This is a genomic window from Methanobrevibacter arboriphilus (assembly GCF_019669925.1).
Lineage (GTDB): Archaea > Methanobacteriota > Methanobacteria > Methanobacteriales > Methanobacteriaceae > Methanobinarius > Methanobinarius arboriphilus_A.
Genome location: NZ_AP019779.1, coordinates 326,014 through 349,580 on the forward strand (window position 1 = coordinate 326,014; position 23,567 = coordinate 349,580).

Here is a 23,567-nt window from a genome sequence, read left to right on the forward strand (position 1 = left end):
TTAAATATTATTTTTTATAATATAAATAGGTTTTTTATTAAAAATTAAAATATTAAGATTTTTAAAATAATTAAAGAATAAAAATACCAATAAATAAAAAAACTAAACAATAAAAATTAAACAATAAAAACATTATAAAAAAAATGATAATATCTAAAATGATAATATTATAAAAAATAAATATTAAAGAATATAAATAAAAATAAATTAAAAATAACTAGATTATCTTAATCTTTGACCAGTTATTGATTTTTTATTTTGCCAGCTGTAACTTCTGATTCTTTTAGATTTTCCAAATCCACAAGAAGCACAAACTTTTTTACGGACATGGTAAGCATTTCTTCCACATCTTCTACAACGTATATGGGTCTTTTTATTCTTTTTACCCATTGAAGGTGTTCCTTTCATTATTATCTCCTCCTTATTTAAATTAATTACACTGATTATATTATATGCTTAATGATATACTTGATAATCAAAATAAGATAGAATTAGATATTTATAGAAAAACTATAAATTCATTAACTTAAAGCTAAAACTAAATAAATTTATTTAAAATAATTAAAGTAGCTTACTAATGTAAGATATAGCATAGCTCAAGCTAATATAATTCTAAAATATAAAATACTTATATAAACAATTGAAAATTATATAAACTTTTTATCATTATAAAATTTGATTAAAGTTGTATATAAATGTTCATGTATAATAATGCGATAATATAAAGACGATCTTATATAATTATATGTTACTAATAATACCTATATAGCAATAGAAAAACTAAGGTGAAATATAAACTATATTATCCCCTCTAATAAGAACAGTTCCAAGTCTTCTTGTAACTTCTCCTTTTTCTAGCTCTTCAGCATCATTAAGAACTAAGTTCATATGTAAGTCGAAACTTTTTAGTATTCCTCTGAATTCTCTATCTCCTTTTAGTTTTATTAAAACTGGAGAGTTGGTTGCTTTTCCTAATGCATCAAGTGGTCTTTGAACATAACCTTGTTGTCCGCTCACGTTAATCACCTATTAAATATTATACCATATTAATTATAATTTAATTTATATTTAAATTTAACTATTAAATAGCTATAAAATCATCTAATTTTGATAGTATCCATATTTATAGAATATAATTGAATATTTTTAATTCTATTAAATATCAATCTCCAAAAAAGCTTTATAGATAATTCTTTTATTCTTAATTATTTAATATAATTGTTATTTGTTGTTAAGTTATATATAAAGATTTTGATTATATAAATATAGTCTTTTTAGAATAATTAATTAGTTAATATCCTATTATTTATCAGATTTAATATACTCTGGAATTTTAACTATAAAATTATCGATAAATAGCAAAAAGTAAATAATACTACTACCAGATGAGAAAAAATAGGATAGAATCAAAGCCATAAATGCGATTAATGGGAAAAGAAGTGCAGTTCTCTTTTTATAATTATAATCTTCAAAATCACTTAAAAATCCTTTTTTATCTGCATAAATATACTGAGATAATAATAAGATACCAATAAATAATAAATTTATATGAAATAAATATCTAAAAATTGCAAATTCTGATCCAAAGTCACTGATCAAAGGATATGTAACAGGAACTAAAACAACAAACATTAAAATTAATAATGTCAACCACATGAATATTTTATCCATCTTCTCTAAATTATGAAGTAAAAATCTTATCTCAATCCAAATAGATCCTAAAATTAAAAAACAAAGAATAAATAAAAATAAATCAATCGTAAATCCCTGTAAATATGAATTCAATTGAAGCATTGAAATCAATTCATTTTTAAGTGGAACATGAATAGCTAAAACTAAAATTGTCATAGCAACAGCAAAAATTCCATCTGTAATAGCTTCAGCACTAGCTGTAGATACAAAATCTCCTTCATCAGTTTTCTCAAAAATAGTTTTCATAATTTCACTCATATAATTTTTTTATAAATTAAAATAAAGATAAGTTACAATAATAAAATCCTCTTTTAAATAAATATAATTAATGTAAATATAATGATAAATATATAATAAATATATAATAAATTAATGATAAATAAATTAGTGATAAATATAATAATAAATAAAAAATTTTATAAATAAAATATTTTAATAAAGATAATAATTTAAAAATTTAATAAATATAATAATTAAAAATTTAAAAATATTATATAATCACAAATTTAGTTTTCATTGGATAATTTAAGAAGTAAAGAATCTGAAAATTTAACATCAAAATTATTAAAATCATTTAAAATAATATCTAGATGATTTAATCCAGATTCAGTTATTTTATAAATACCTCCATCCTTTTCTAACCAATTATTATCTATCAAATGGATAATAATCTCATCAAAATTACTATTAAAATCTAAATCTTCGTTTGGTAATAAATCAAGTTCTGATATAACAGGAATATAATTATCTTTAAATGTCTCATTAAATGATTTAACTAATTCTTCCTGAGTATTAAGATCTTTATTATGAACTGAAAATAAAATCCACAGCCTAAATGTTTCTAAATGATTAATATTAACATAATCTCCGAAAACAGTTTTATATTTAGAAAAATCAGTTTCTTCACCATCATAAGAAGATTTAGCATCTCTTAAAAGACCAAAAGCATCTCTTAAAATTCCAAAACCAATAAAGATACCTACAATTGCATCAACCCAAAAAATATTAAATAAAGATAAAACAGCTCCAATTATAACAGCAGAACCTATAAAAATATGATTTTTAGAATCAACAGATTGAGAAATAATAGTTAAATTATTAAAAGATCTTCCTACATGACGTTGGTACACAAATAAGCCAATAGCAAATAATATTGCAATACCTTCAACTGCAACAACCAAAGGCACCTGATTAATTGGGCTAACAGTATTATTTAAAATTTCAATTATCCTAGTTATAGATTCATAAACAGCACTAAAACCAGCTATAAATAACATAAATATAACTAGTATCGTACTTAGAAACTCATGATGAAACTTAATCCCAAGCCAAACAAAAAATGCAGAAATAGTATCAGTTATTGCATCCAGACCATCTGATATTAGACCAACACTTCCACTAATAAAACCTGTGGATAATTTTAAAACAGCTAAAAAGAAATCAATGAAAATATTATTTCGAGCAACAGCATTAGTATTAAGTAAATATTTATCAATCTCTTTACTTCTTTTTTTCATTGCATTAACAAGATATTTACCCTTTTTTTGACCAAATTCAGTTAATTTATAAGTTTCATCATCTATCTTCTCAACCAAACCAAAATTAATCAAGCGATTAAAATTGTTCAAAGAACCCATTTCTCCAGCTTCAACTTCTATTATAGTTTTACTATCTACAGAATCTCTTTTAAAAAAATATCTTGTTCTCTCTACACTATCAATTATCGAATTTAAAAAAGATTTATCTTTTTCATTCCATTGTTGATACCATATCGATGAAATAAAAATAATTGTTTTATCATCAACTTGAGTTGAACTTAATGGGCCTTCAACATATAAAGCCATTAGAATGAATTTATCAAAACCTACTAAAGTTTTGCCATTAATTTTCATAATAACCCCCGCATTATTATAAATTCTAAATTAATACTTTATCAACTTAATATATATAGTTGTAAAAGATTATATAAAGTTTTCTATGTATTTCAATCATATATAAATATCACAGCTAAATACAATAAAAAAATAACTTATAATATAACATAAAAACTTATAAATAATTTATATAATAAGCTTATCTATTTAATAAAAACTTTAAAAATATAATAAAAATTCAAAAAATATCTATACTATAAAAAACTAATTATATATATAATAATAAGCATGAAAAAAAGATTATTAATTAATTTATCAGTAAATACATCATATATAGTAATTTTATTAAAAATCAATTAAATTGATTAAATAATTATTTATTGATTAAACAGTGTTAAAAATTACTTAAATATTTATTAAATAATTGAATATTGATTATATACAAAATAAAGTATTGAAAATCAATTATTATACTAATTTAATACAGAATAAGGTGTTTATTTTGAAAGTAAAGCAAAGACATCATCTGAAAAAAAAGAAATTGAAAGAATTGAAAAGAGATTTAGGAGAATACTCTACAATAATTCCAAATAACTCTAATGTAGAATATTTAGAAGTAGATCCAAATCCTTTTATTCTTATTGATGGGCAACCATACATAATAATTATTGATGAAAAACCATTTCCAACCCTGAAAGCTGCTTTAGAAAATGAAATTGGAGGAAAAAAAGTCGTCGTTGATATGGGAGCAATCAGATTTGTGACAAATGGTGCTGATATAATGAGTCCAGGAATAGTAGAAACAGATGAAAATATCAAACAAAATGATGTTGTCATAATTGTTGAAGAAACACATAAAAAACCATTAGCTATAGGTATTGCAGAAATTACTGGTGAAGAAATGGTCAATAACGATTCTGGAAAAGCTATTCAAAATATTCATTATATTGGTGATGATATTTGGAATCTTGAAATATAATCTTTTGAAACCTTGAAATATAGTAATTTTTAAACCTTAAAATATAATTATTTTGGAATCTTAAGATATGATTTTTTAGATTTTAAATATAGAGATATGATTTTTTTAAATTTTAAATATAGATGTTTTAAATATAATTTTTAAATATGATTTTTAAATCTTAAAATATAGTTCTTAAAATATGTTTTTGAAAGTGATAAAATGGTAGAATTAAGATATGGTGCTGGGAATATTTTTAATAAAGATGTTCATAAAATCGGAATAATTGCACTAGGCTCACATTTAGAAAATCATGGACCTGCATTACCTATTGACACTGACGCTAAAATAGCTGCATATATAGCTTTTCAAGCTTCTTTAGAAAGTGGAGCTAAATTTTTAGGAATAATTTATCCTGCACATGAAATCGAAGAAATAAATCATGGGATACATTATAGTCTTAATGAATTAGCTGAAAATATAATAAAAACCTTAAAATCCGCTAAAAAATACTTAAATATTGAAAAAGTAATTATTGTTAATGCACATGGAGGAAATATCCCATTATTTCAATGTTTAGATAAAATTGAATCAGAAATTCCATTAGATATTGTAATTATTAACAATACTGTAATTGAAAATGAAGGTCCTCATGGAGGTTCTGGAGAAATATCCATGGGAAAAGTTCTCGGAATTCTTAATGAAGATGAACTAAATAATCAATCCAATATTAAAGTATTTGGTGAAGTTGGATTAAGCGAATTTAAAGAGGCTAGAAAAAAAGATCCTGGAATTGAAGAAGGTGCCAAAGAAATAGAAGATAATGGAGTTTATCTTGACGTATCTTATGGAAAACAGATACTAAACTTAGCAGTGAACTCAGTTTTACTTGATGTAGAAAAATTATTAGACTACTAAAAAATAAAAGTTAAAAAAGTATTAATTGAAAGAATCTGATAAAAATATTAGATAAAAATCGTAATAAGAAAAAGTATTACTATTATAAATTAAATTATTAATATTAATCCATTAATATTAAAAAAGTTGGGATTTATCATGTACTTTGTTGGTCTGTGTTAGATTCCCCATTTTCATTATTATCATCATTATTGTTTTGATTGTTATTTTGATCATTGTTATTGTTTTGATTATTATTAGAGCTATTGTCATTATTAGAACTAGAATCAGAATTTTTTTCTTCATTGCTAGTTTGATAATTATTAGATGAACCTGAATCCTGGTTTGAATTATCTGCAATATCAAAACTAAAAGGATTAGAAGAATTTGTATCTCCTGAATTATTATCCAAACTAGAAAAATCTATTCCAAAAAATTCTCCAGTAGAAAAACCTACAACAGAGCTAACTCCAAAGGCAACGAATGCTACTATAAATATAACAACCACATTAGCTAGCCTACTTTGACTCATAATATCACTTGAATAAAAATAACTTGATTTTAAAATATTAGATTGAATATAGTAAATATAAATATAATAAATATATGTTAAATATAATAAAATATATGTTAATTAGATAATTAAAATATTAAATTAAAATTACTTAATATATAATAATACTTAATATAAATTAGATTACTATATATAGATTTCTATATAACTATATTCAATATTATTTTATTTATAATTATCCCTTAAAGCAACTTAAAAATAATAATAAACTTAGAAATAATAATTTATATAATATAGTTTTATTATAATAGTCTAGTTATTAATAAGATATTTATAATAATAATTTAATCTATAAATTTTATAAATATTTTGATTTATAAACAAATTAACAAATATTTAGATTATTTTTTGGTTGAAACAATGAAAATAAAATTTGATAAAAACTAGAATAATTGATAAAAATGAGAACAATTGATAAAAGTTATAAAACAACATTAGAAATAAAAAGATCACAATTTGTATGTAGAATTTTTCCTGCAAAAGATTCAAAAGAAGCAAAAAAAATTATAAGCTGTATATCTGAAAAATATAAAGACGCAACACACAATTGCTCTGCATATATAGTTACTGATGATGAAGGCTATGACGATGATGGAGAACCAGGAGGAACAGCTGGAAAACCCATGCTAAACATATTGAAAAAAAATGGATTAGCTAATATTGTAGCTATTGTAACAAGATATTTTGGAGGTGTGAAACTTGGAGCAGGAGGATTAGTAAGGGCCTATGGAAAATCTGTTTTAGAAGCTATAAAAAGTTCAAAAATCATTGAAATGGAAAAATATAATATATACGAAGTATTATTTGAATATTCTAATATAAAATCGATTGAAAATGAAATTAGGTCTAGAAATATAAATATATTAAATAAAGAGTTCAAAGAAAAAGTAAATTTTAGAATAGCTCTTAAAACAAATGATAATATTAAACATTTTCAAGAAAAAATTAAACAAAATGGAAAAATAAATTATCTAAAAACTGAATATCTTAATAAATTAGATTAATCTTAATAAATTAATCAATGAAAAATAAAATTATTTTTATAATAAAATTATTTTTAGGAATTATAAAAATAATAAAAATTTAAAAAAGATAAAAAATAAGAATAAAAAATAAGAATAAAAATAAAGAATAATTAAAAAAAACCACTAATAATAGAATTTATCCAGTGGATTCTTGTCCAGAACTTCCACCATTATCAGATCCAGAACCTGAATCTGAGTCAGAACCTGAATCAGGAGGTAAAGGTTCTTCATTAGGAGTTTGTTCATTTTGTGAATCTGATTGTGAGCTTCCACTACTACTACCACTATAATCATTAGAACTATAACTCTGTGTTGAAACTTGAGAAGTAGTATTATTAGTAGAATTATTAGTATCCAAAGCTGTAGTATTATTAGTTTGATTTAAATTATTTGCTGTATTAAAACTACCACTTATGAACATAATCACACCTATACCTGCAATTACAATTACTGCAATAGCAACAACTATAACCAAGGTAAGTTTATTTTCATCCATAAAATCACCTATAAAAATTATTAAAATAAAATTTGTAATTCATAACATAAATATATGTAAATACAACTATATGTATTGATAATAGTATAAATAGATATCCTAAAATAAATAGAAATTTTAAAATAAATAGATTTCTAAGATAAATAACTATCTTAATAAAATACTTATCTTAACAAACATCTATCTAAAATAAATAAATTCTAAAATTATTTATATCATTACAATCTCATTTCTTTTTCTTTCTCTTTAACAAGTTTTAGTCCAAGTTCACTAAGTTTAAACTTTTGAACCTTACCACTAGCAGTTAAAGGAAAATCACCAACAAAGAAAACATGTTTAGGAACCTTATATCTAGCTATCTTTTCTAAAGCATAATCACGAATATCCTCTTCTTCGAGACAAGATCCCTCTTCTTTAATAACAAATGCACCAACAATTTCCCCATACTTTTCATCAGCTATCCCAGCAACTTGAGCATCTTGAACACCATCTATCGTATATAAAAACTCTTCAATCTCACGAGGATATATATTTTCTCCTCCTCTAATAATCATGTCTTTTTTACGACCTACAATAGTATAATATCCTTCTTCATCAACAGTAGCTAAATCTCCACTATGTAACCAGCCATCATCATCAATAACTTCTTTTGTTTTATCAGGCATTTTATAATAGCCTTTCATTACATTATAACCCTTACAACAAATTTCACCAGTTTCACCAGGTTTTAATTCGATATTTGTATCAGGATCAATTATTCTGACTTCAACGTCATCAAAAGCTACACCAACAGTATTTGCCTTTCTTTCTATAGAATCATCAGCACTTGATTGTGTCATTCCAGGAGAAGATTCAGTTAAACCATAAACGCTAGTTATTTCAGTCATATTCATTTTATCCATAACTTCTTTCATAGTTTCAATTGGACAAGTTGAACCTGCCATAATACCAGTCCTAAGACTAGACATATCAAACATATCAAACATTGGATGAGTTAACTCTGCAATAAACATTGTTGGAACACCATGAACAGCAGTACATTTTTCTTTTTGAATAGCAGATAAAACTAAAAGAGGATCAAAAAGCTCAACCATAACCATAGTTCCTCCATGAGTCAAAATAGCTAAAACACCTAAAACAATACCAAAACAATGGAAAAGTGGAACAGGTATGCATAAGCGATCTTCTTCAGTGAATTTCATTCTATGGCCAATACCATGCCCATTATTTAAAATATTCCTATGAGTTAACATTACACCTTTAGGAAAGCCAGTTGTTCCAGATGTATATTGCATATTAATAACTTCATTATTATCAAGAGTAGCCTTAACTTTGTTTAACTCATCATCACTTTGATGTTTACCAAGAAGCATTAACTCATTAGTGTTATACATTCCTCTATGCTTTTCTTGGCCAACATATATAACAGACTTCAAATGAGGGTATTCAGAAGAATTTAGTCTACCTCTAGGGTGTTTTTTTAGCTCAGGAACTAAATCATAAATAGTTTTAATGTAATTAATATCACGAAAACCATCGATAATAGCTAAAGCTTTCATATCAGATTGTTTCAATATATAATCTAATTCATGGCTTTTATAAGCAGTATTAACAGTTACAAGAACTGCTCCAATTTTTGCTGTTGCAAATAGAAAAGTTAACCAATCAGGAACATTTTTAGCCCAAATACCAACATGATCCCCTTTTTCAATACCAATTGAAAGTAGGCCTTTAGCTAACATATTAACTCTTTCATTAAATTCTTTGTATGTGAATCTTAAATCCCTATCAGGATAAACTAAAAATTCACGATCTCCTTGAGCTTCAACCTGTTTCTCAAAGAATCCTCCTATAGTGTCTTCAGAAAATACCATAAAATCACACAGTTTCTTTGTTTAGTTTATTTTTTATTAGTAAATTAATTTAATTATTCTCAAAGTATTATTCAAAGTATTGTTATATCAAAGTTTTCCAATTTCTGCTTCATCAATTAAATGTTTTCTTAATTTTTCTTTAATTTCATTAGGAATAGGTACAGATTTCTTCTCAATAAAATTATAATGAACAATAACTGCTTTACCTTTAGATTTAAGTTCACCATTTTGCCAAGCCTCATGTCCTGTAGTAAATGAAGAGTTTCCAATTTTTAAAACATAAGTTCTAATTTCAACATCTTCTCCAAAATACATTTGAGAAACAAAATCAAATTCAGTACGAACCATTATTAATTTCCATTTCTCATAACTAAGATCTAAATCAGGAGTAAAATACCTAAAAATTCCATTTCTTCCAATTTCAAACCAGTCAGCTACAACAGTATTATTAACATGCTTTAATCCATCTATATTGCCAAATCTAGGTGTTACACAATCTTTAAACATTATTATCACTAGTTATTGTAAGTTATTTTACTATTACCATATTTATCAGTTACCATACATCAGCTACTATATCTAATATTATGGTAACAAATTCATTAAAAATATCATAAATCATTTAAATATCCTAATTATGTTAAAATTATATTTAAATAAGATTAATTATTATGTTTAATTACTTAGTATTATACTTGTACATTAATTAGTATATTTAATTATAATTAATTATAATTAAAAAGGAGTATAAACAACAGCTAAAATCTTAGAGATCTCGCCATTATAAGAATGTAAATGATGAGGAATTATTGAATCATAGTAAATACTATCACCTTTAGATACAATAAAAGAATCTTGACCATATTTAACTTCAATTTCTCCTTCAAGAACATAGATAAACTCTTCACCTTCATGAGAAGATAAATTAAATTCTCCATTTTCTGTATGAACATCTATAATAAATGGCTCCATATTTCTATCATTTTTACCTGCACCTAAAGAATGAAATTCTAAAGCACTTACATCGGTCTGATTTTCTTCACCAGAAAAATAAACAACACTATTAGTTTCACCATTTTTAACAATTAATGGACCGTTTTGAGGAGCATCATCGAGGAATGTTCCTAAACGAACTCCTAATGCTTTAGCAATCTTAGTAATTGGAGTTAAAGAAGGTACAACATCTCCACTTTCTATGCTGTTTATAAGTTCTAGGCTTACATTAGTTTCTTTAGATAATTCTTCCTTTGTAATTTCTCGAGACTCTCTTAAATTCTTTATTTTAGCCCCGATTTCATTCTTATCAACCATTTTATCATCTCATCAAAATAGATTAGTTCAATTAATAAATAAATCAAAGTATATCAATACAATAGATTGATTATAATTAATATATGACATAATTAATATACACAGTTAAAATACTATATACATAAATACAATATAAATTAGTATAAATTAATATAAATTAGTATAAATATAATATTTGATATATATTCTACAGAATATAATATTATATAAAAATCATATTATATAATAACATAATGAATAAGCTATATTAAGATGTAATATACAATCTCCTTAAACCAAATAAATAATAATATTACTACTAATCTAAAGAAAAATTAGTTACATTTTTTATATTAGTAATATTTGTTTTATTTGTATTATTAGTTTTATTAGTAATATTAGTACTATTAGTACTATTATTAACTTGAATAATTAGTTGATTTGCTGTTAATGCTGTGAAATCTCCATCAGCTACTGCTATTAACTCATTACTCTCATTATTTTTAGTAATATTTAACATTCCTAAAATCAAATCACCATTAGTAAATGATGCTGCAACAGTACTTAAACCAAATGCTAAAAGAGCTATTAAAAATATAACCATAAAATTTCCTTTTTTAATTGGAGTCAATTTATCACCATTACATTAACCATGTATAATACTAATTTAATAATATTAAAATATGCTAATTTTAAATATTAAAATATACTAATGTTAGTTATAATATTTAACTATTATCATTAATTTTATTCTTATTAATATTTATATTTATTACATTAAACCTTAAATCTGAATTAAATCTGAAATACTATAAGATTATAATATTAATAATTAATTTGATTAATCTAATATAATATTATTAATAAAATTAATTAATCTATATAATATTATTAATAAATTTAATATATTTATTTTCACAAAAATTCAGAATAATCTTAGATAAAATAAAAAAAATAGTAATTTTAAAATAAATTTTAATAAATTTTCTTAAATTTAGTATAATTATCTCAAAATTTAACAGAAGTTATTAAAATATTTAGTAAAACCCTATTATTTTTATATAATTATTAAAAATTTTCATTATTATTAAAAATTTATCATAAAATTATTATAATAATTATACTTATTTTTAAATAATTTATAGACAAAACACCAAAAAATTTATATATAAAAAGATTCAATTTAATTATATAGGAAAAGGGTTTCCTATTTCCTATAGTGAAAGTATATGAAAAAGAGATAAAATTTTATTAAATTATGATAAATATTGAGAATCAAATTGAATATTGAGAATTAAATGAATATTTAGAATTAAAATGAATATTGAGATTAAGTGAATATTAAAAAACTAAATTAAGTATTTTTAATAAAGAAACTAATAAAATCATTCCTCATTGTTTTCTAGATAAAAATAGAGAAAAATCAATAAATTATATTTTAAGACCCTAATAAAATCTCACATTAAATTTAATAAAATCAAATTATCTCTTTTTTCATAGCTTATAAAAAAATAAATTAAATAAAATAATGAATTAAATGAAATATAAAAGTTGAATTGAATATAATTAATAAAATTATAAATAAATCGAATTATATTAAATTATATTAAATTAAGTTTAGTCACATTTAATTATAATTAATTATTTTTAATTATATCTAATTTAAACAATGTATTTTCATGGTTAACTTTCACTATAAAAAAATAAATTTAAAAAATAAATGTAATAAGGTATTTACTTAACAAGATATTTAATACCTAAAAATAACAATAGATAAAGAGAAATAGATAATATGGTAGATATATTGAACACAGGAGATACTGCTTGGATACTTATTTCCACAGTTTTAGTACTTTTAATGAGTATTCCAGGTATTGCCTTTTTTTATGGTGGATTAGCAAAAAAGAAAAATGTTTTAAATACAATGTTTTTAACTCTGATTGCATTTGCAATTGTAAGTATAATATGGGTAATCTATGGATACCAATTTGCATTTGGTGCAGATATTAATGGATTGATAGGATATCCAGCAAACTTACTTATGAGTGGAATTGGTATAAATGATGTAAGTGGATCAATTCCTTCAATACTGTTTGTTGCATTCCAATTAACATTTGCAGGACTTACAGCTGCACTTATTTCAGGAGCTGTAATTGGAAGAATGAAATTCTCTGCATGGATAGCATTCATTGTTGTATGGATTAGTGCTGTATACATCCCAATTGCCCACTGGGTATGGGGTGGAGGATGGTTAATGCAGATGGGAGCACTTGACTTTGCAGGTGGAACCGTAGTTCATATATCATCAGGTATCTCTGCATTAGCTCTAGTATTAATACTTAAAAGTAGAAAAAACAAAACATTATTACCTCATAACTTAGGATACTCAGTTCTTGGTGCAGCATTCCTTTGGTTCGGTTGGATGGGATTCAATGGAGGATCTGCTTTAACTGCAGGAGGACTTGCAGCATCAGCATTACTCGTAAGTAATATCGCAGCTGCGGTTGCACTTGTTACATGGGTATGTATTGATACAATTAAAGAAGGAAAACCAACTGTACTCGGTGCAATATCTGGTGCAATAGCAGGTCTTGTTGCTATTACTCCAGCAGCAGGATTTGTAGATGTAAGTGGAGCAATAGTTATTGGTATTGGAGCTTCAATTGTTTCATATTTCGCAATCACATATCTCAAACCACGTTTAGGATACGACGATGCATTAGATGTATTTGGAATTCACGGAATGTCTGGTATTTGGGGGGCAATAGCTACTGGAATATTCGCTGCACCATTTATTAATGAAGCAGCAGGATTGTTATATGGTAACCCCGGACAAATAACTATCCAGATAATTGCAGTCATAGCAACCATAATTTATGCCTTTGTAGTAACTATCATAATTGCAAAAATTATTGATCTAACCATGGGTCTAAGAGTAAAAGAAAAAGATGAAGTTGAAGGATTAGATACAAACCTTCATGAAGAATCTGGATATATGTTATAACTAATGGTAAATTAAATAACTTAATTAAGTAACTTAAGAAACTTAATAGATGAATAAAAGGATATGAGTGATAATTAAGTTACAATTATTAAGTAAATTGATAATTAAATGATATTAAGAGGATAAAATATGAAAAGAGTTGTAGCTATAATTAGACAAGAAAAGCTAGAAGATGTTAAAAGTGCTCTTGTTTCTGCTGGCTGTGAAGGTATGACTGTAAATGAAGTTAAAGGTCGTGGAAAACAGCTTGGAATCAAAGAAAGTTATAGGGGTTCAAATTATTGCATAGATTTAATACCAAAAACACGAATTGAACTTGTAATAAAAAAAGAAGACCTAGAAGAAGTTTTAAAAACAATTCAAGAATCAGCCCGAACTGGCGAAATAGGTGATGGTAAAATATTTGTTTCACCTGTAGAAGAAGTCGTGAGAATAAGAACTGGAGAAAATGGTAGAGAAGCTGTTTAAGTGGAAAATAAATAAGAAAAATTTGAAATGAGAAAAAAACAATTTAAAGTAAAATCAAATCAAAGTAAAAAGAAATCAAAATAATAGATAAATCAATATATTGACAAATATAAGGGCTAAATGGAGCTGAATAAAGTTGTGGAACCTATCTACACAAACATTATAATATTATTAATAGTTTCTGTAATTACAGCAATTATTATTAATATTATTAATACGCATGAGAAAAATTCTATTGATAATAATGAAAATTAATAATTAATAAAACTAATAAAATTAGTTAAAATTTATTTACTTAAAACTTATTATTAGTTTAAGGTTAATATTTTATTAATATTATTAATAAAAAGAATTTTTCCCCTATTTTTATTTTTACCTATTAAAAATTAAATTTTAAGAAATACTCATTTTATTATAAAAATAATTCATTTTAGTAAGAATTATTAATATTCTTTCTAAAAATTATCAAATTAAAACTATAAATTAAAACATTATTTTATTAAAACATTATTTTAAAAATTTAAAAATAATATTATCAATAATAAAATAATATCATCAAATATAAAATAATATTATCAATTATAAAATAGTTTGATTAATTATATATAATCTCAAAATAAAAGATACACTTAATGATAATTCTCAAAAGAGCAAAAAAATCATGGGAAATGTACCCAATTGGAAGTCCTAAAGGAGCATTAAATACAAAAAGAACTCCTGAATTTATAGGAACACTTAAATTTAAAGAAACTTCCAAAGGATTATCAATAAACAAGTTTATAGCTAAATATCCTAATGATGAAGATAAATTACTTCCTCCAGGAGAAGCTATGAAATTACTTAAAACACAAGTAGTATTTTTAGCATCAAAAGATGAAAAAATAGAGAATTTCCTTAAATCCCATGGTATAAAAACTCGTTTTACAAAAATATGTTCACACTGCACATATGAAGGAAATATAACAATAATAAACAGTAAATTTAGTTATGATTATCATAATCAGTTGATTTGTAAAGTTTGTGCAGAAGATACTATAAAAAGAGAGCTAAAATTACAAGGATATGATAAAAAATCTTATAAAAACTTTAAAAAGATTTTAAATAAAACTGGAAGCTTAAATGAAGTTTTAAAAATAATAGACCATAAATTTGATCCTTTATCAAATCCAAACTTAACTTTATTTGATGAAATTAAGGTTAAAAAAACAAAAATTCCAAAAATACCCATATCTAGACTTAAGATTCCAAAAAAGTTTAAAAAAATATTGGATGAGGATAATAACAATCATTTATTGCCAATACAATATTTAGCTATAAAAAATGGGTTGATGAAGGATAAAAACTTGCTTGTTGTTTCAGCTACAGCAAGTGGAAAGACACTTGTAGGAGAATTAGCTGGAATTCCAAAAGCAATGAATGGTAAAAAATTTATATTCTTAACACCTCTTGTTGCACTAGCTAATCAAAAATATCGAGATTTTAAAAAAAAATATGAACCACTTGGACTTAAAATTTCAATAAAAGTTGGAATGAATCGAGTGAAAGCAAAAGAAGAAATTAAACTTCCAGAATCAAAAATAAATGATGCAGATATTATTGTTGGAACATATGAAGGAATAGACTTTTTACTTCGCTCTGGAAAATCATCAACATTGAAAGAATTAGGAACTGTATTGATCGATGAAATTCACACTTTAGATGATGAAGAAAGAGGAATAAGGCTAAATGGGATGATAAAAAGAATAGAAAATATTTATCCCAAATCCCAAATTATTGGTTTATCTGCTACTATTAAAAACCCAAAACAACTAGCCAATGAATTTAATATGGACTTAGTAGAATATGACCAGCGTCCTGTTCCACTTAAAAGACATCTTGTTTATGTAAGAAGTGATATAGAAAAGAGAAACCTGATTAGAAAGCTAATTTTAAGAGAATATAATAATAAATCTTCCAAAGGATTTTCAGGTCAAACAATAGTATTTACAAACTCCAGAAGGAAAACTCATCAAATTTCTGATTATTTAACAAAAAAAAGGATTAAGTCAGCAGCATATCATGGAGGACTATCCTACTTTAAAAAAGAAAGAATTGAAAAAGATTTTGCAAATGGAAAAATATCAACAGTTGTAACAACAGCAGCACTTGCAGCAGGAGTTGATTTTCCTGCTTCCCAAGTAATATTTGAAACACTAATAATGGGAAACAAATGGATTTCGCCAAATGAATTTTCACAAATGATTGGAAGAGCAGGTAGACCTACTTATCATGATAGAGGAGTAGTATATTTACTACCAGAAATAGCTAATAAATTTGATAATGAAAGTGAAGAATCAATAGCTATTTCACTTTTAGAAAGTGATGTTGAAAATGTACATATAGAATATAGTGAAGAAGAGTTATTAGAACAAGTATTAGCAGACATATGTTCTCATTCTTTAAAAGACACAGAAAGTATTCACAGCTTCTATAAAAATATAAAAATACCAATTGATTTAGAAATGACTATTAATGAGTTATATGATAAAAAACTAATTAGAATAATAAATAAAAATAATAAAGAAGAAGTGATACCTACTAAATATGGAAAAGCTGTTTCAGTGTCCTTTTTATCAGTGCAAGAAGGGAGTATTATAAAAAAATCATTACAAAAACTAAATCAAACCTTGAAAAAAGAAAATAAGAATATAATTAAAATTAGTAGTGCAAAGAATAGTAAAAAATCTAAGAACAAAAAATCTGAAATTAAAAAAGCTAAAAATGAAAGATATTCAAGTGAAATATCTGAAAATGAAAGATATAAAAATGGAATATCTAAAAATAAACAAAGCAAAAAAATAGATATTAATAAAGAAATAATTAATATAGCTATTGAATTAGAATACTTTGAAAATGCTTATCTTTCACAAGTTGTTCATAAACAGATTGTAAATACAATAAAAACAAATTTTTCAACAAGATTATTTTCAGATTCAACTTTAGATATAATATCCTCTGGAGAAACCATAGATAAATTAGATAAAAAGTTTCAAGAAGCACTCTTGAAAATTCAAGTAGATTTTTTAAGATGTGAATGTAAAGATAAGCCTTTTTGCGATTGTTTACAAAAAGAAATTTCTAATTTTATTATTAATGAAAGACTAAAACAAAAAGATCCTACTGATATTTCAAGGAAATTATTAAGAACTTATCAAATCCAAACATACCCGGGAGATATATTCTCATGGTTAGATAATTTTGTGAGAAATTTAGAAGCTATTAAAAGGATAGCTAATGCATACTCACAAAAAAAATCTATTAAAACAGCTGAAAAATTGATAAAAAGGATTGAAAAAGGATAATAATATAGTAAATAATTTTAATCTATCGTTCTTTTTATTATAACACTAAATAAACCAACAGATCTTATTTTTCACTTAAAATACACAATACAAACATTTATATATGAATAAACAAGATAATATAACAGTCATGATTGGAACGAAAATTCGTTCCAATAAATTAAGATTTAATTTTTATAAAAATTAAATCTAAAAAATATGGCTTTGAACAAAAAGATTAGTATAAAAAATTGATTTTAATATGTTTAACTCCTTAATAATAATTCAATTATAAACTAATCTTTTTTATAATTAAAATAAAAAAGGAGGTGAAAAAATAAATAAGATATTTAATAAAAGACACTTACTAATTCTTTGTTTAGTAATATTATCATTTATAATGATTTCCTCAGTGAATGCAGCAGACCATAATATTACAAAAAATGATAATTTAGGTCAAAAAATAATAAACTCATCAAACGGAGACACAATAAACTTAAAAGAAGGAATTTACACTAATAATGTTACCAATATAACAATAAACAAAAATCTCACAATAAAAGGTGAAAATGCAAAAAATACAATACTTGATGCAGAAAAATTAGGAAAAGTATTCACCATTAATGGTAGAGATAATACTATAAAATTAATCAACATAAAATTTATTAATGGAAAAAATAATGATGGAGGAGCAATATTAGTAAACCAAGGAAATCTAATATTAATCAATTGTACATTCAACAACAACAGTGCTGATAGTTGGGGTGGTGCCATTTTTATGTGGCAGGGTAATTTAATCATGACCAATACAAATTTTAATGATAATTCTGCTAATTATGGTGGTGCAGTTCATACATATTCTGGTGTTAATAAAGTAATAATAGATAATTGTAAATTTACAAATAACATCGGTCAAAGAGATGGTGGAGCACTCTATAATAATCATGCAAACATTACTATTAATAATTCAAAGTTCATTAATAATCAAGCCCAAGGTAATGGTGGTGGTGCAATCCACAATAATGGTGGAAACAATTTCAATATTACAAACTCTGATTTTATCAATAACACATCTAAAGGTTCTTATGGAGGAGGAGCTATAATGAACTCTCATTCAAATGCTTTAGGTCTTCCTAATGGAGATAATTTCACTGTAGTAAATTGTACTTTTAAAAATAATAAAGTTAATCCTTTAGCTATTTATAATATTGGAGGAGCGATTACAAACTGGTATGGGCATAATTTCACTATAATAAATTCTATCTTCATTAACAACACAGCAGAAACTGCAGGTAGTGCTATATATAATGAGGGGCATGATTTCAGTATAATTAATTCTACTTTTTATAATAACAAAAATAGTTCAGTAATTTATATATTAGGAAACAATACAAAAGTTCAAGGTTGTGATATCTTCAATAATGCAGAAGGAATTTTAATCATCAACTCAAATAATACTATAGTAAACTATAATAGAATATTTAATAATACAAACAACACAGGTTATGATTTATATAATTTTAATTCAAAAACTAATGCAAATTATAATTGGTGGGGATCAAACGAACCACTAGTCAATGGAATCACTTTAGGTAATTATTTTATAATGAATGTTAAAAATATCACATCATTGAATTCAAATGGAAGTGTCACATTTAATTATACATTTAAATTAAATACTGGTGAAAATGCTGATCATAAATTATTACCTTACTTTATAACAAACGTTTACACCAACATCACAATAGGTTCTGTATATGCATTTGATGCTAGATATGATAGAACTTTTGATGTTATTTTAAATACTAGTGAAGAAGTATTATACACTTTCACAACAGATAATGAAGTGCAATCATTAGCTGGTAAAATCACAATCCCACCAGGACCTAAACCACCTACACCACCAAAACCACCAAGTCCAATACCTGATAATAAGGATAATGATAAAACAAGTAAAAATACGACAGCAAATGCAATTATGAAACCTACAGGAATGTCAATAAACCTAATATTATTAGTTTTGTTAAGTAGTTTAGGACTTTTAATTAGAAAAAAATATTAGTTTTCAAAAATTATAGGATATATTTTATTATCCTATTTTTATTTTTTATAACATCTTTAATAACATATTTTAAAACTTATTTTCCTTTATTTATTAATTGATAAATTTCTTATTTAACTCAATAATTTTTTGAAATACATTTCTCCAGTACCAGTGCTAGGAATATGAATAGTAAAACTTTATTAACATGTAAAAATATAAAAACTCATAGTATTGAATAATAAGGGTATTTTAGTATGAATAAGAAAATTTTAATTATAATGATTACAATAATAGCAATCATAATAGTAAGTACATTAGCCTATATGACTTATATATCAGCTAACGTTTATGAAGATGATAGAATTAAAATAAACGTTCCAACAGGTACTGAATTTAGTATTAAAGTTGAAGACTCTGGGAATAATTTTAACAATATAATTTACAATGATACAAGTGAAAAAAATATAGTTATAAAAATGATAATGGTTCCTAACTCAACTATATTGGGAATGTCTGTGAAAGATTTAGGTTTGGGTGCTCTAGAAAAAAATTTAGATAATGAATCATATGTTTCTGTTAAGATTACTGAAAATTATACTATTTATAAAAATGAAAAAACAGGTCGTTATAATGCTCTCATAAGAAATCCTGGTTATAATGGATATGTTTTAATAGGTTGTAACGGTGATTTAGAGGATATTGAAGAATTAGCTAAGACATTTGAATTTAAATCATATACTACAGAAGGATTAACTATTGTCAAGGTAAATAATACTGATTCAAATACTGATTCTTCAACAAATACAAGTTCTAATTCTAGTTTCAGCCTTCAGAATAATGATAACGAAACAAACAATAGTAATGAAAAAACTTCAAAAAATAATGGTGGAGGTGACACTCCATATGATAATTATGTTAAAGATGGCGGTACACTAAGTGAAGAAGAATATTATGCAGAGTTATGGTAATCTGCATTTTAGCACTTAAACAATTTATTTCTATATTTTATCATACTATTAAATACAAGTTTTAAAGTTGTTTATCATTAAACTTGGTTGTTTATATTTAATCCAAGAAAAACTAAATATTCCACCAATAAATAATAAAATAAAAAATTAATCTAAAGATAGAAGTTTCAAATCCCTCCAAATCCACTTTATTATAATTTTTATTCTTAAATTAAATAATTTAAAACTTTTTCATAAAATAAAGCCATAATTATAAGCTTACTAGTAAAAATTTAACGATTGGTTGTTGTTTTAATTTTTAAGAAATTTATTTTCTATAAAAGCCAGTATTTTTCATTTTAAAAGAAATATTTTAAGGATTGTAGTATAATTTAAAAGAATACAAAACTTTTTGTTAAAATTTATATACAAATGAAGTTAGCCAATTTAGAACTAACTCATTTGTAAAAATTTAGTTTTTTAGCTCATACAACATTTTCAAGGCCTTTTGTACCCATTAAACCAATGAAAGATCCTTTAGGAGTCATCAAAATATTTCCTTTAGAATATTCACTTAAAGCTGTTTGAACCATTTTATTTCTTTTATCAGGATCTGCAGCAGCTTGTGAAAGTGCTTTAGCTAATACCATCACTGAATCTCCTCTTGACATAGTTCCAGTAATTTCACTACTTCTACCCTTATAACCTGCATAGTTGTCATTTTCTCTTACAATATCTGTTGCACTAAGATTAGTTTCTACCCCATCAATTTTAAGTGGCCTAATAGAATCTATAACTGCATCTAATCCTTCATCATAGACGACTACTACAGCATCAACATGCATTCCAGTATTTGATTCTACAATTTCTTTTGCATACTGCATACCTTCTTCTGGGCCATTCCACAGAGAATCATGAAGACGCATTTTTCCTTGAAGATTACCTGGGGCTGGTTGTGTAGGATGTTCCTTTCCTCCAGGATATATAGGAGTATAATTTTTTATACTTCCATTTTCCAATTTGACCATAAATGCCATGTCCACACCTCCACCTGGCTGTTCATTTTTGTCACTAGCTAATACCAATATATTTTTATTGCCTAAAGACAAATCAGGGCCACTTAAGAAGGTACCCCATGCTACAGCTAATATTCCAATAGCACTTACAATCGCAATTGCTATAATAAGTTTATTTTTCCTTTCCATGTTACCTTACCTACCTAAAAATAGTAAATTTAAAAATCGCTTTCTTTTGTTTATTTATTTTTTATTTTTTTATTTTTAATTTGCTTTTTCAGAATGATTTCTCTTATTATATTAATTACAATAAAAGAAAATTGCTTCATAGGATAAATAACATAATTACCCTAATATTTTTAAAAATAAACTATTTAAAAAGTAATTATTGAATAAGTAAGTAATTTAAAATATGATTTAATTTATATTTGAATATTACTTACAATATTTAATAAGTCTTTATTAAATATAAATTTTTTTATACAATATTAACCTTAAAATACTTTAACATTTCAATTTTAACTATTAAAATATGATAAACAGGACAAATAGAAATATATCTAAAATTTTTAGAATTATTATAAATAACTATTATAAAAAAAATTAAATATTTTTAAATATAAATATATTAATTGATTAATATGGTCAAAGGTTAAGTATATAAATTTTTGTCCACAAGTCAATTTATAAATAAAAATAGAGGGGAATTAAATGAGCAAAATTGCAGTTATGTTAGGAAATATGTATGAAGATGTAGAATACACAGAACCTGCAGAAGCTTTTAAAGAAAATGGACATGAATTAACAATCATAGGGATTGAAAAAGGAGAAAAAGTTAAAGGTAAGCGAGGGAATTCGTCAGCGATAGTTGAAAGATCTGTTAAAGATGTATTAATAAATGATTTTGATGCTCTTTTTATACCTGGAGGATATTCTCCAGATGAATTAAGAGTAGATGAGGATGTTGTACTTTTTACAAAAAAATTTGTTGAAAGTGGTAAACCAGTTTTTGCAATATGTCATGCCCCACAACTTTTAATCACTGCCCAAGCTATAAACGGTCGTAAAATCACAGGATGGAAATCTATTATACAAGATATTAAAAATGCAGGAGCTACTTTTGTTGATGCAGAAGTTGTTAAAGATGACAACATAATTTCAAGTAGAAGTCCAGCTGATATTCCTGCTTTTATTAAAGCAACACTTAAACAGCTAAATAGTAATGAATAATTTTATTTTTTATTTTTTTATTTTTTATTTCTATACTAAAAAATAGCTAATCAATAATCTAATGGAAAAATTACTCACAATCAGATTACTCACAATCAGCAAAATTCTTAAATTTAAAAAGAAAATATGTTAGAAAAGCAAAAATCAAAAGAATAGCTTTACTAAAATAAACAAAAAACAAGAAAAAACAGTGATCAATAAAAATAAATACTAGGATAAAGTATATAAAACAAGCCAAATGGGAATATAAAAAATATATAAAGATTTTAAATCTTTATAGTTAAACTATTTTTACGAGGATATCCATTTATAGAATCTTTTATATTATTAGATTCAGTTACATGGCTTCCATTAGTTCTTATATTTTTTCAACCATAGACAATTTAGTTAGAATACTAATCTTTCCTCCACTAAGTTTATTATTATCTTTTTCAAACATTTTAAGAGCAGTTTCTGTATCTACTCCAAAATATCCATCTATTTTTCCATTATAGGATTTATTTGCCTTAAGCCAATTTTGAAGATCAATAACTTCTTGACCATAGCTACCTTTTTCTAAATGTCCTAAACTAGCTATTAAATTATTTTCTTTAGTCTCTTTTACAACATCAATTGCACTTACAGAGACTAAAGAATAAAGTATAAAAAGATAAATACAAATAAAATATTTTTTCCCTAATATTAACGCACCCATTCAGAACGGGAAAAATGTGAAAAAATAAACACAAAAAACATTCTAAACAGATTAATATTGGTTAAAATAATATAAAAATCTTATGATTTTTCAATTTTAAGACTAAAATATTACTTATTTCAAATATTAAGTCAAATATGAATTATTAATGTAGAAACGAATAT

22 protein-coding genes are annotated in these 23,567 nt (G+C 24.4%); 10 read left to right on the forward strand and 12 right to left on the reverse strand.

The window, feature by feature from the left end:
* Positions 1-222: 222 nt before the first annotated feature.
* From MarbSA_RS01310 to MarbSA_RS01325, 4 genes are all read right to left on the reverse strand, one after another.
* Positions 223-411, reverse strand: a complete 189-nt coding sequence (locus MarbSA_RS01310; protein ID WP_225370704.1) for a 50S ribosomal protein L37e — start codon at positions 409-411, stop codon at positions 223-225.
* A 369-nt stretch (positions 412-780) separates the two neighbouring features.
* Positions 781-1,017, reverse strand: a complete 237-nt coding sequence (locus MarbSA_RS01315; RefSeq protein WP_042704005.1) for an LSm family protein — start codon at positions 1,015-1,017, stop codon at positions 781-783.
* Between the two features lie 285 nt (positions 1,018-1,302).
* Positions 1,303-1,938: a TMEM175 family protein gene (locus MarbSA_RS01320; protein ID WP_042704006.1), complete on the reverse strand. Its 636-nt coding sequence runs from the start codon at positions 1,936-1,938 to the stop codon at positions 1,303-1,305.
* 260 nt (positions 1,939-2,198) lie between these two features.
* Complete coding sequence (locus MarbSA_RS01325) at positions 2,199-3,584, reverse strand: cation diffusion facilitator family transporter (RefSeq protein ID WP_042704007.1); 1,386 nt, start codon at positions 3,582-3,584, stop codon at positions 2,199-2,201.
* A gap of 484 nt (positions 3,585-4,068) precedes the next feature.
* Here MarbSA_RS01325 and MarbSA_RS01330 point away from each other — a divergent pair, with 484 nt between their 5' ends.
* Both MarbSA_RS01330 and arfB read left to right on the forward strand, forming a co-directional pair.
* Positions 4,069-4,545, forward strand: coding sequence for a DUF1947 domain-containing protein (locus MarbSA_RS01330; RefSeq protein WP_054835531.1), 477 nt, complete (start codon positions 4,069-4,071; stop codon positions 4,543-4,545).
* A gap of 201 nt (positions 4,546-4,746) precedes the next feature.
* Positions 4,747-5,442: a 2-amino-5-formylamino-6-ribosylaminopyrimidin-4(3H)-one 5'-monophosphate deformylase gene (gene arfB / locus MarbSA_RS01335; RefSeq protein ID WP_042704009.1), complete on the forward strand. Its 696-nt coding sequence runs from the start codon at positions 4,747-4,749 to the stop codon at positions 5,440-5,442.
* A 136-nt stretch (positions 5,443-5,578) separates the two neighbouring features.
* On the opposite strand, the gene MarbSA_RS01340 is transcribed toward arfB, so the two are convergent.
* Positions 5,579-5,953 carry a hypothetical protein gene (locus MarbSA_RS01340; RefSeq protein ID WP_052332221.1) on the reverse strand — a complete coding sequence of 125 codons (375 nt, stop codon included), beginning with the start codon at positions 5,951-5,953 and terminating at the stop codon, positions 5,579-5,581.
* A 443-nt stretch (positions 5,954-6,396) separates the two neighbouring features.
* Between MarbSA_RS01340 and MarbSA_RS01345 the strand changes: the two genes are divergently transcribed.
* Positions 6,397-6,999: a YigZ family protein gene (locus tag MarbSA_RS01345; protein WP_054835414.1), complete on the forward strand. Its 603-nt coding sequence runs from the start codon at positions 6,397-6,399 to the stop codon at positions 6,997-6,999.
* Between the two features lie 157 nt (positions 7,000-7,156).
* Here MarbSA_RS01345 and MarbSA_RS01350 read toward each other — a convergent pair whose 3' ends face one another.
* The 5 genes from MarbSA_RS01350 to MarbSA_RS01370 form a co-directional block, all read right to left on the reverse strand.
* Positions 7,157-7,516, reverse strand: a complete 360-nt coding sequence (locus MarbSA_RS01350) for a hypothetical protein (RefSeq protein ID WP_054835415.1) — start codon at positions 7,514-7,516, stop codon at positions 7,157-7,159.
* A 218-nt stretch (positions 7,517-7,734) separates the two neighbouring features.
* The gene (locus tag MarbSA_RS01355) at positions 7,735-9,390 is read right to left on the reverse strand and encodes an AMP-binding protein (protein ID WP_221061691.1); all 1,656 of its coding nucleotides are present in this window, start codon (positions 9,388-9,390) and stop codon (positions 7,735-7,737) included.
* 87 nt (positions 9,391-9,477) lie between these two features.
* Positions 9,478-9,897 (reverse strand): acyl-CoA thioesterase, encoded by a 420-nt coding sequence (locus MarbSA_RS01360; RefSeq protein WP_042704016.1) that lies wholly within the window; start codon positions 9,895-9,897, stop codon positions 9,478-9,480.
* Positions 9,898-10,125: 228 nt separating this feature from the next.
* Complete coding sequence (locus MarbSA_RS01365; protein ID WP_054835416.1) at positions 10,126-10,701, reverse strand: helix-turn-helix domain-containing protein; 576 nt, start codon at positions 10,699-10,701, stop codon at positions 10,126-10,128.
* A gap of 298 nt (positions 10,702-10,999) precedes the next feature.
* On the reverse strand, positions 11,000-11,311 hold the full coding sequence (locus tag MarbSA_RS01370; RefSeq protein ID WP_054835969.1) for a hypothetical protein: 312 nt from the start codon (positions 11,309-11,311) through the stop codon (positions 11,000-11,002).
* A gap of 1,161 nt (positions 11,312-12,472) precedes the next feature.
* Between MarbSA_RS01370 and MarbSA_RS01375 the strand changes: the two genes are divergently transcribed.
* From MarbSA_RS01375 to MarbSA_RS01395, 6 genes are all read left to right on the forward strand, one after another.
* The gene (locus tag MarbSA_RS01375; protein ID WP_221061692.1) at positions 12,473-13,684 is read left to right on the forward strand and encodes an ammonium transporter; all 1,212 of its coding nucleotides are present in this window, start codon (positions 12,473-12,475) and stop codon (positions 13,682-13,684) included.
* A 129-nt stretch (positions 13,685-13,813) separates the two neighbouring features.
* A complete protein-coding gene (locus tag MarbSA_RS01380; RefSeq protein ID WP_042704021.1) occupies positions 13,814-14,152 on the forward strand; it encodes a P-II family nitrogen regulator in 339 nt (112 codons plus the stop codon).
* A gap of 120 nt (positions 14,153-14,272) precedes the next feature.
* Complete coding sequence (locus tag MarbSA_RS10380; protein ID WP_280636269.1) at positions 14,273-14,407, forward strand: hypothetical protein; 135 nt, start codon at positions 14,273-14,275, stop codon at positions 14,405-14,407.
* Between the two features lie 377 nt (positions 14,408-14,784).
* Positions 14,785-17,493, forward strand: a complete 2,709-nt coding sequence (locus MarbSA_RS01385; protein ID WP_221061693.1) for a DUF5814 domain-containing protein — start codon at positions 14,785-14,787, stop codon at positions 17,491-17,493.
* 379 nt (positions 17,494-17,872) lie between these two features.
* Complete coding sequence (locus tag MarbSA_RS01390; RefSeq protein WP_221061694.1) at positions 17,873-19,534, forward strand: right-handed parallel beta-helix repeat-containing protein; 1,662 nt, start codon at positions 17,873-17,875, stop codon at positions 19,532-19,534.
* Positions 19,535-19,770: 236 nt separating this feature from the next.
* Positions 19,771-20,484, forward strand: a complete 714-nt coding sequence (locus MarbSA_RS01395) for a hypothetical protein (RefSeq protein WP_054834635.1) — start codon at positions 19,771-19,773, stop codon at positions 20,482-20,484.
* Between the two features lie 464 nt (positions 20,485-20,948).
* On the opposite strand, the gene MarbSA_RS01400 is transcribed toward MarbSA_RS01395, so the two are convergent.
* Positions 20,949-21,668: a DUF4012 domain-containing protein gene (locus tag MarbSA_RS01400; protein WP_042704025.1), complete on the reverse strand. Its 720-nt coding sequence runs from the start codon at positions 21,666-21,668 to the stop codon at positions 20,949-20,951.
* A gap of 522 nt (positions 21,669-22,190) precedes the next feature.
* Here MarbSA_RS01400 and MarbSA_RS01405 point away from each other — a divergent pair.
* Positions 22,191-22,709: a type 1 glutamine amidotransferase domain-containing protein gene (locus MarbSA_RS01405; RefSeq protein WP_042704027.1), complete on the forward strand. Its 519-nt coding sequence runs from the start codon at positions 22,191-22,193 to the stop codon at positions 22,707-22,709.
* A 358-nt stretch (positions 22,710-23,067) separates the two neighbouring features.
* Here MarbSA_RS01405 and MarbSA_RS01410 read toward each other — a convergent pair whose 3' ends face one another.
* On the reverse strand, positions 23,068-23,403 hold the full coding sequence (locus MarbSA_RS01410; protein ID WP_054834633.1) for a peptidoglycan-binding domain-containing protein: 336 nt from the start codon (positions 23,401-23,403) through the stop codon (positions 23,068-23,070).
* Between the last annotated feature and the right edge of the window lie 164 nt (positions 23,404-23,567).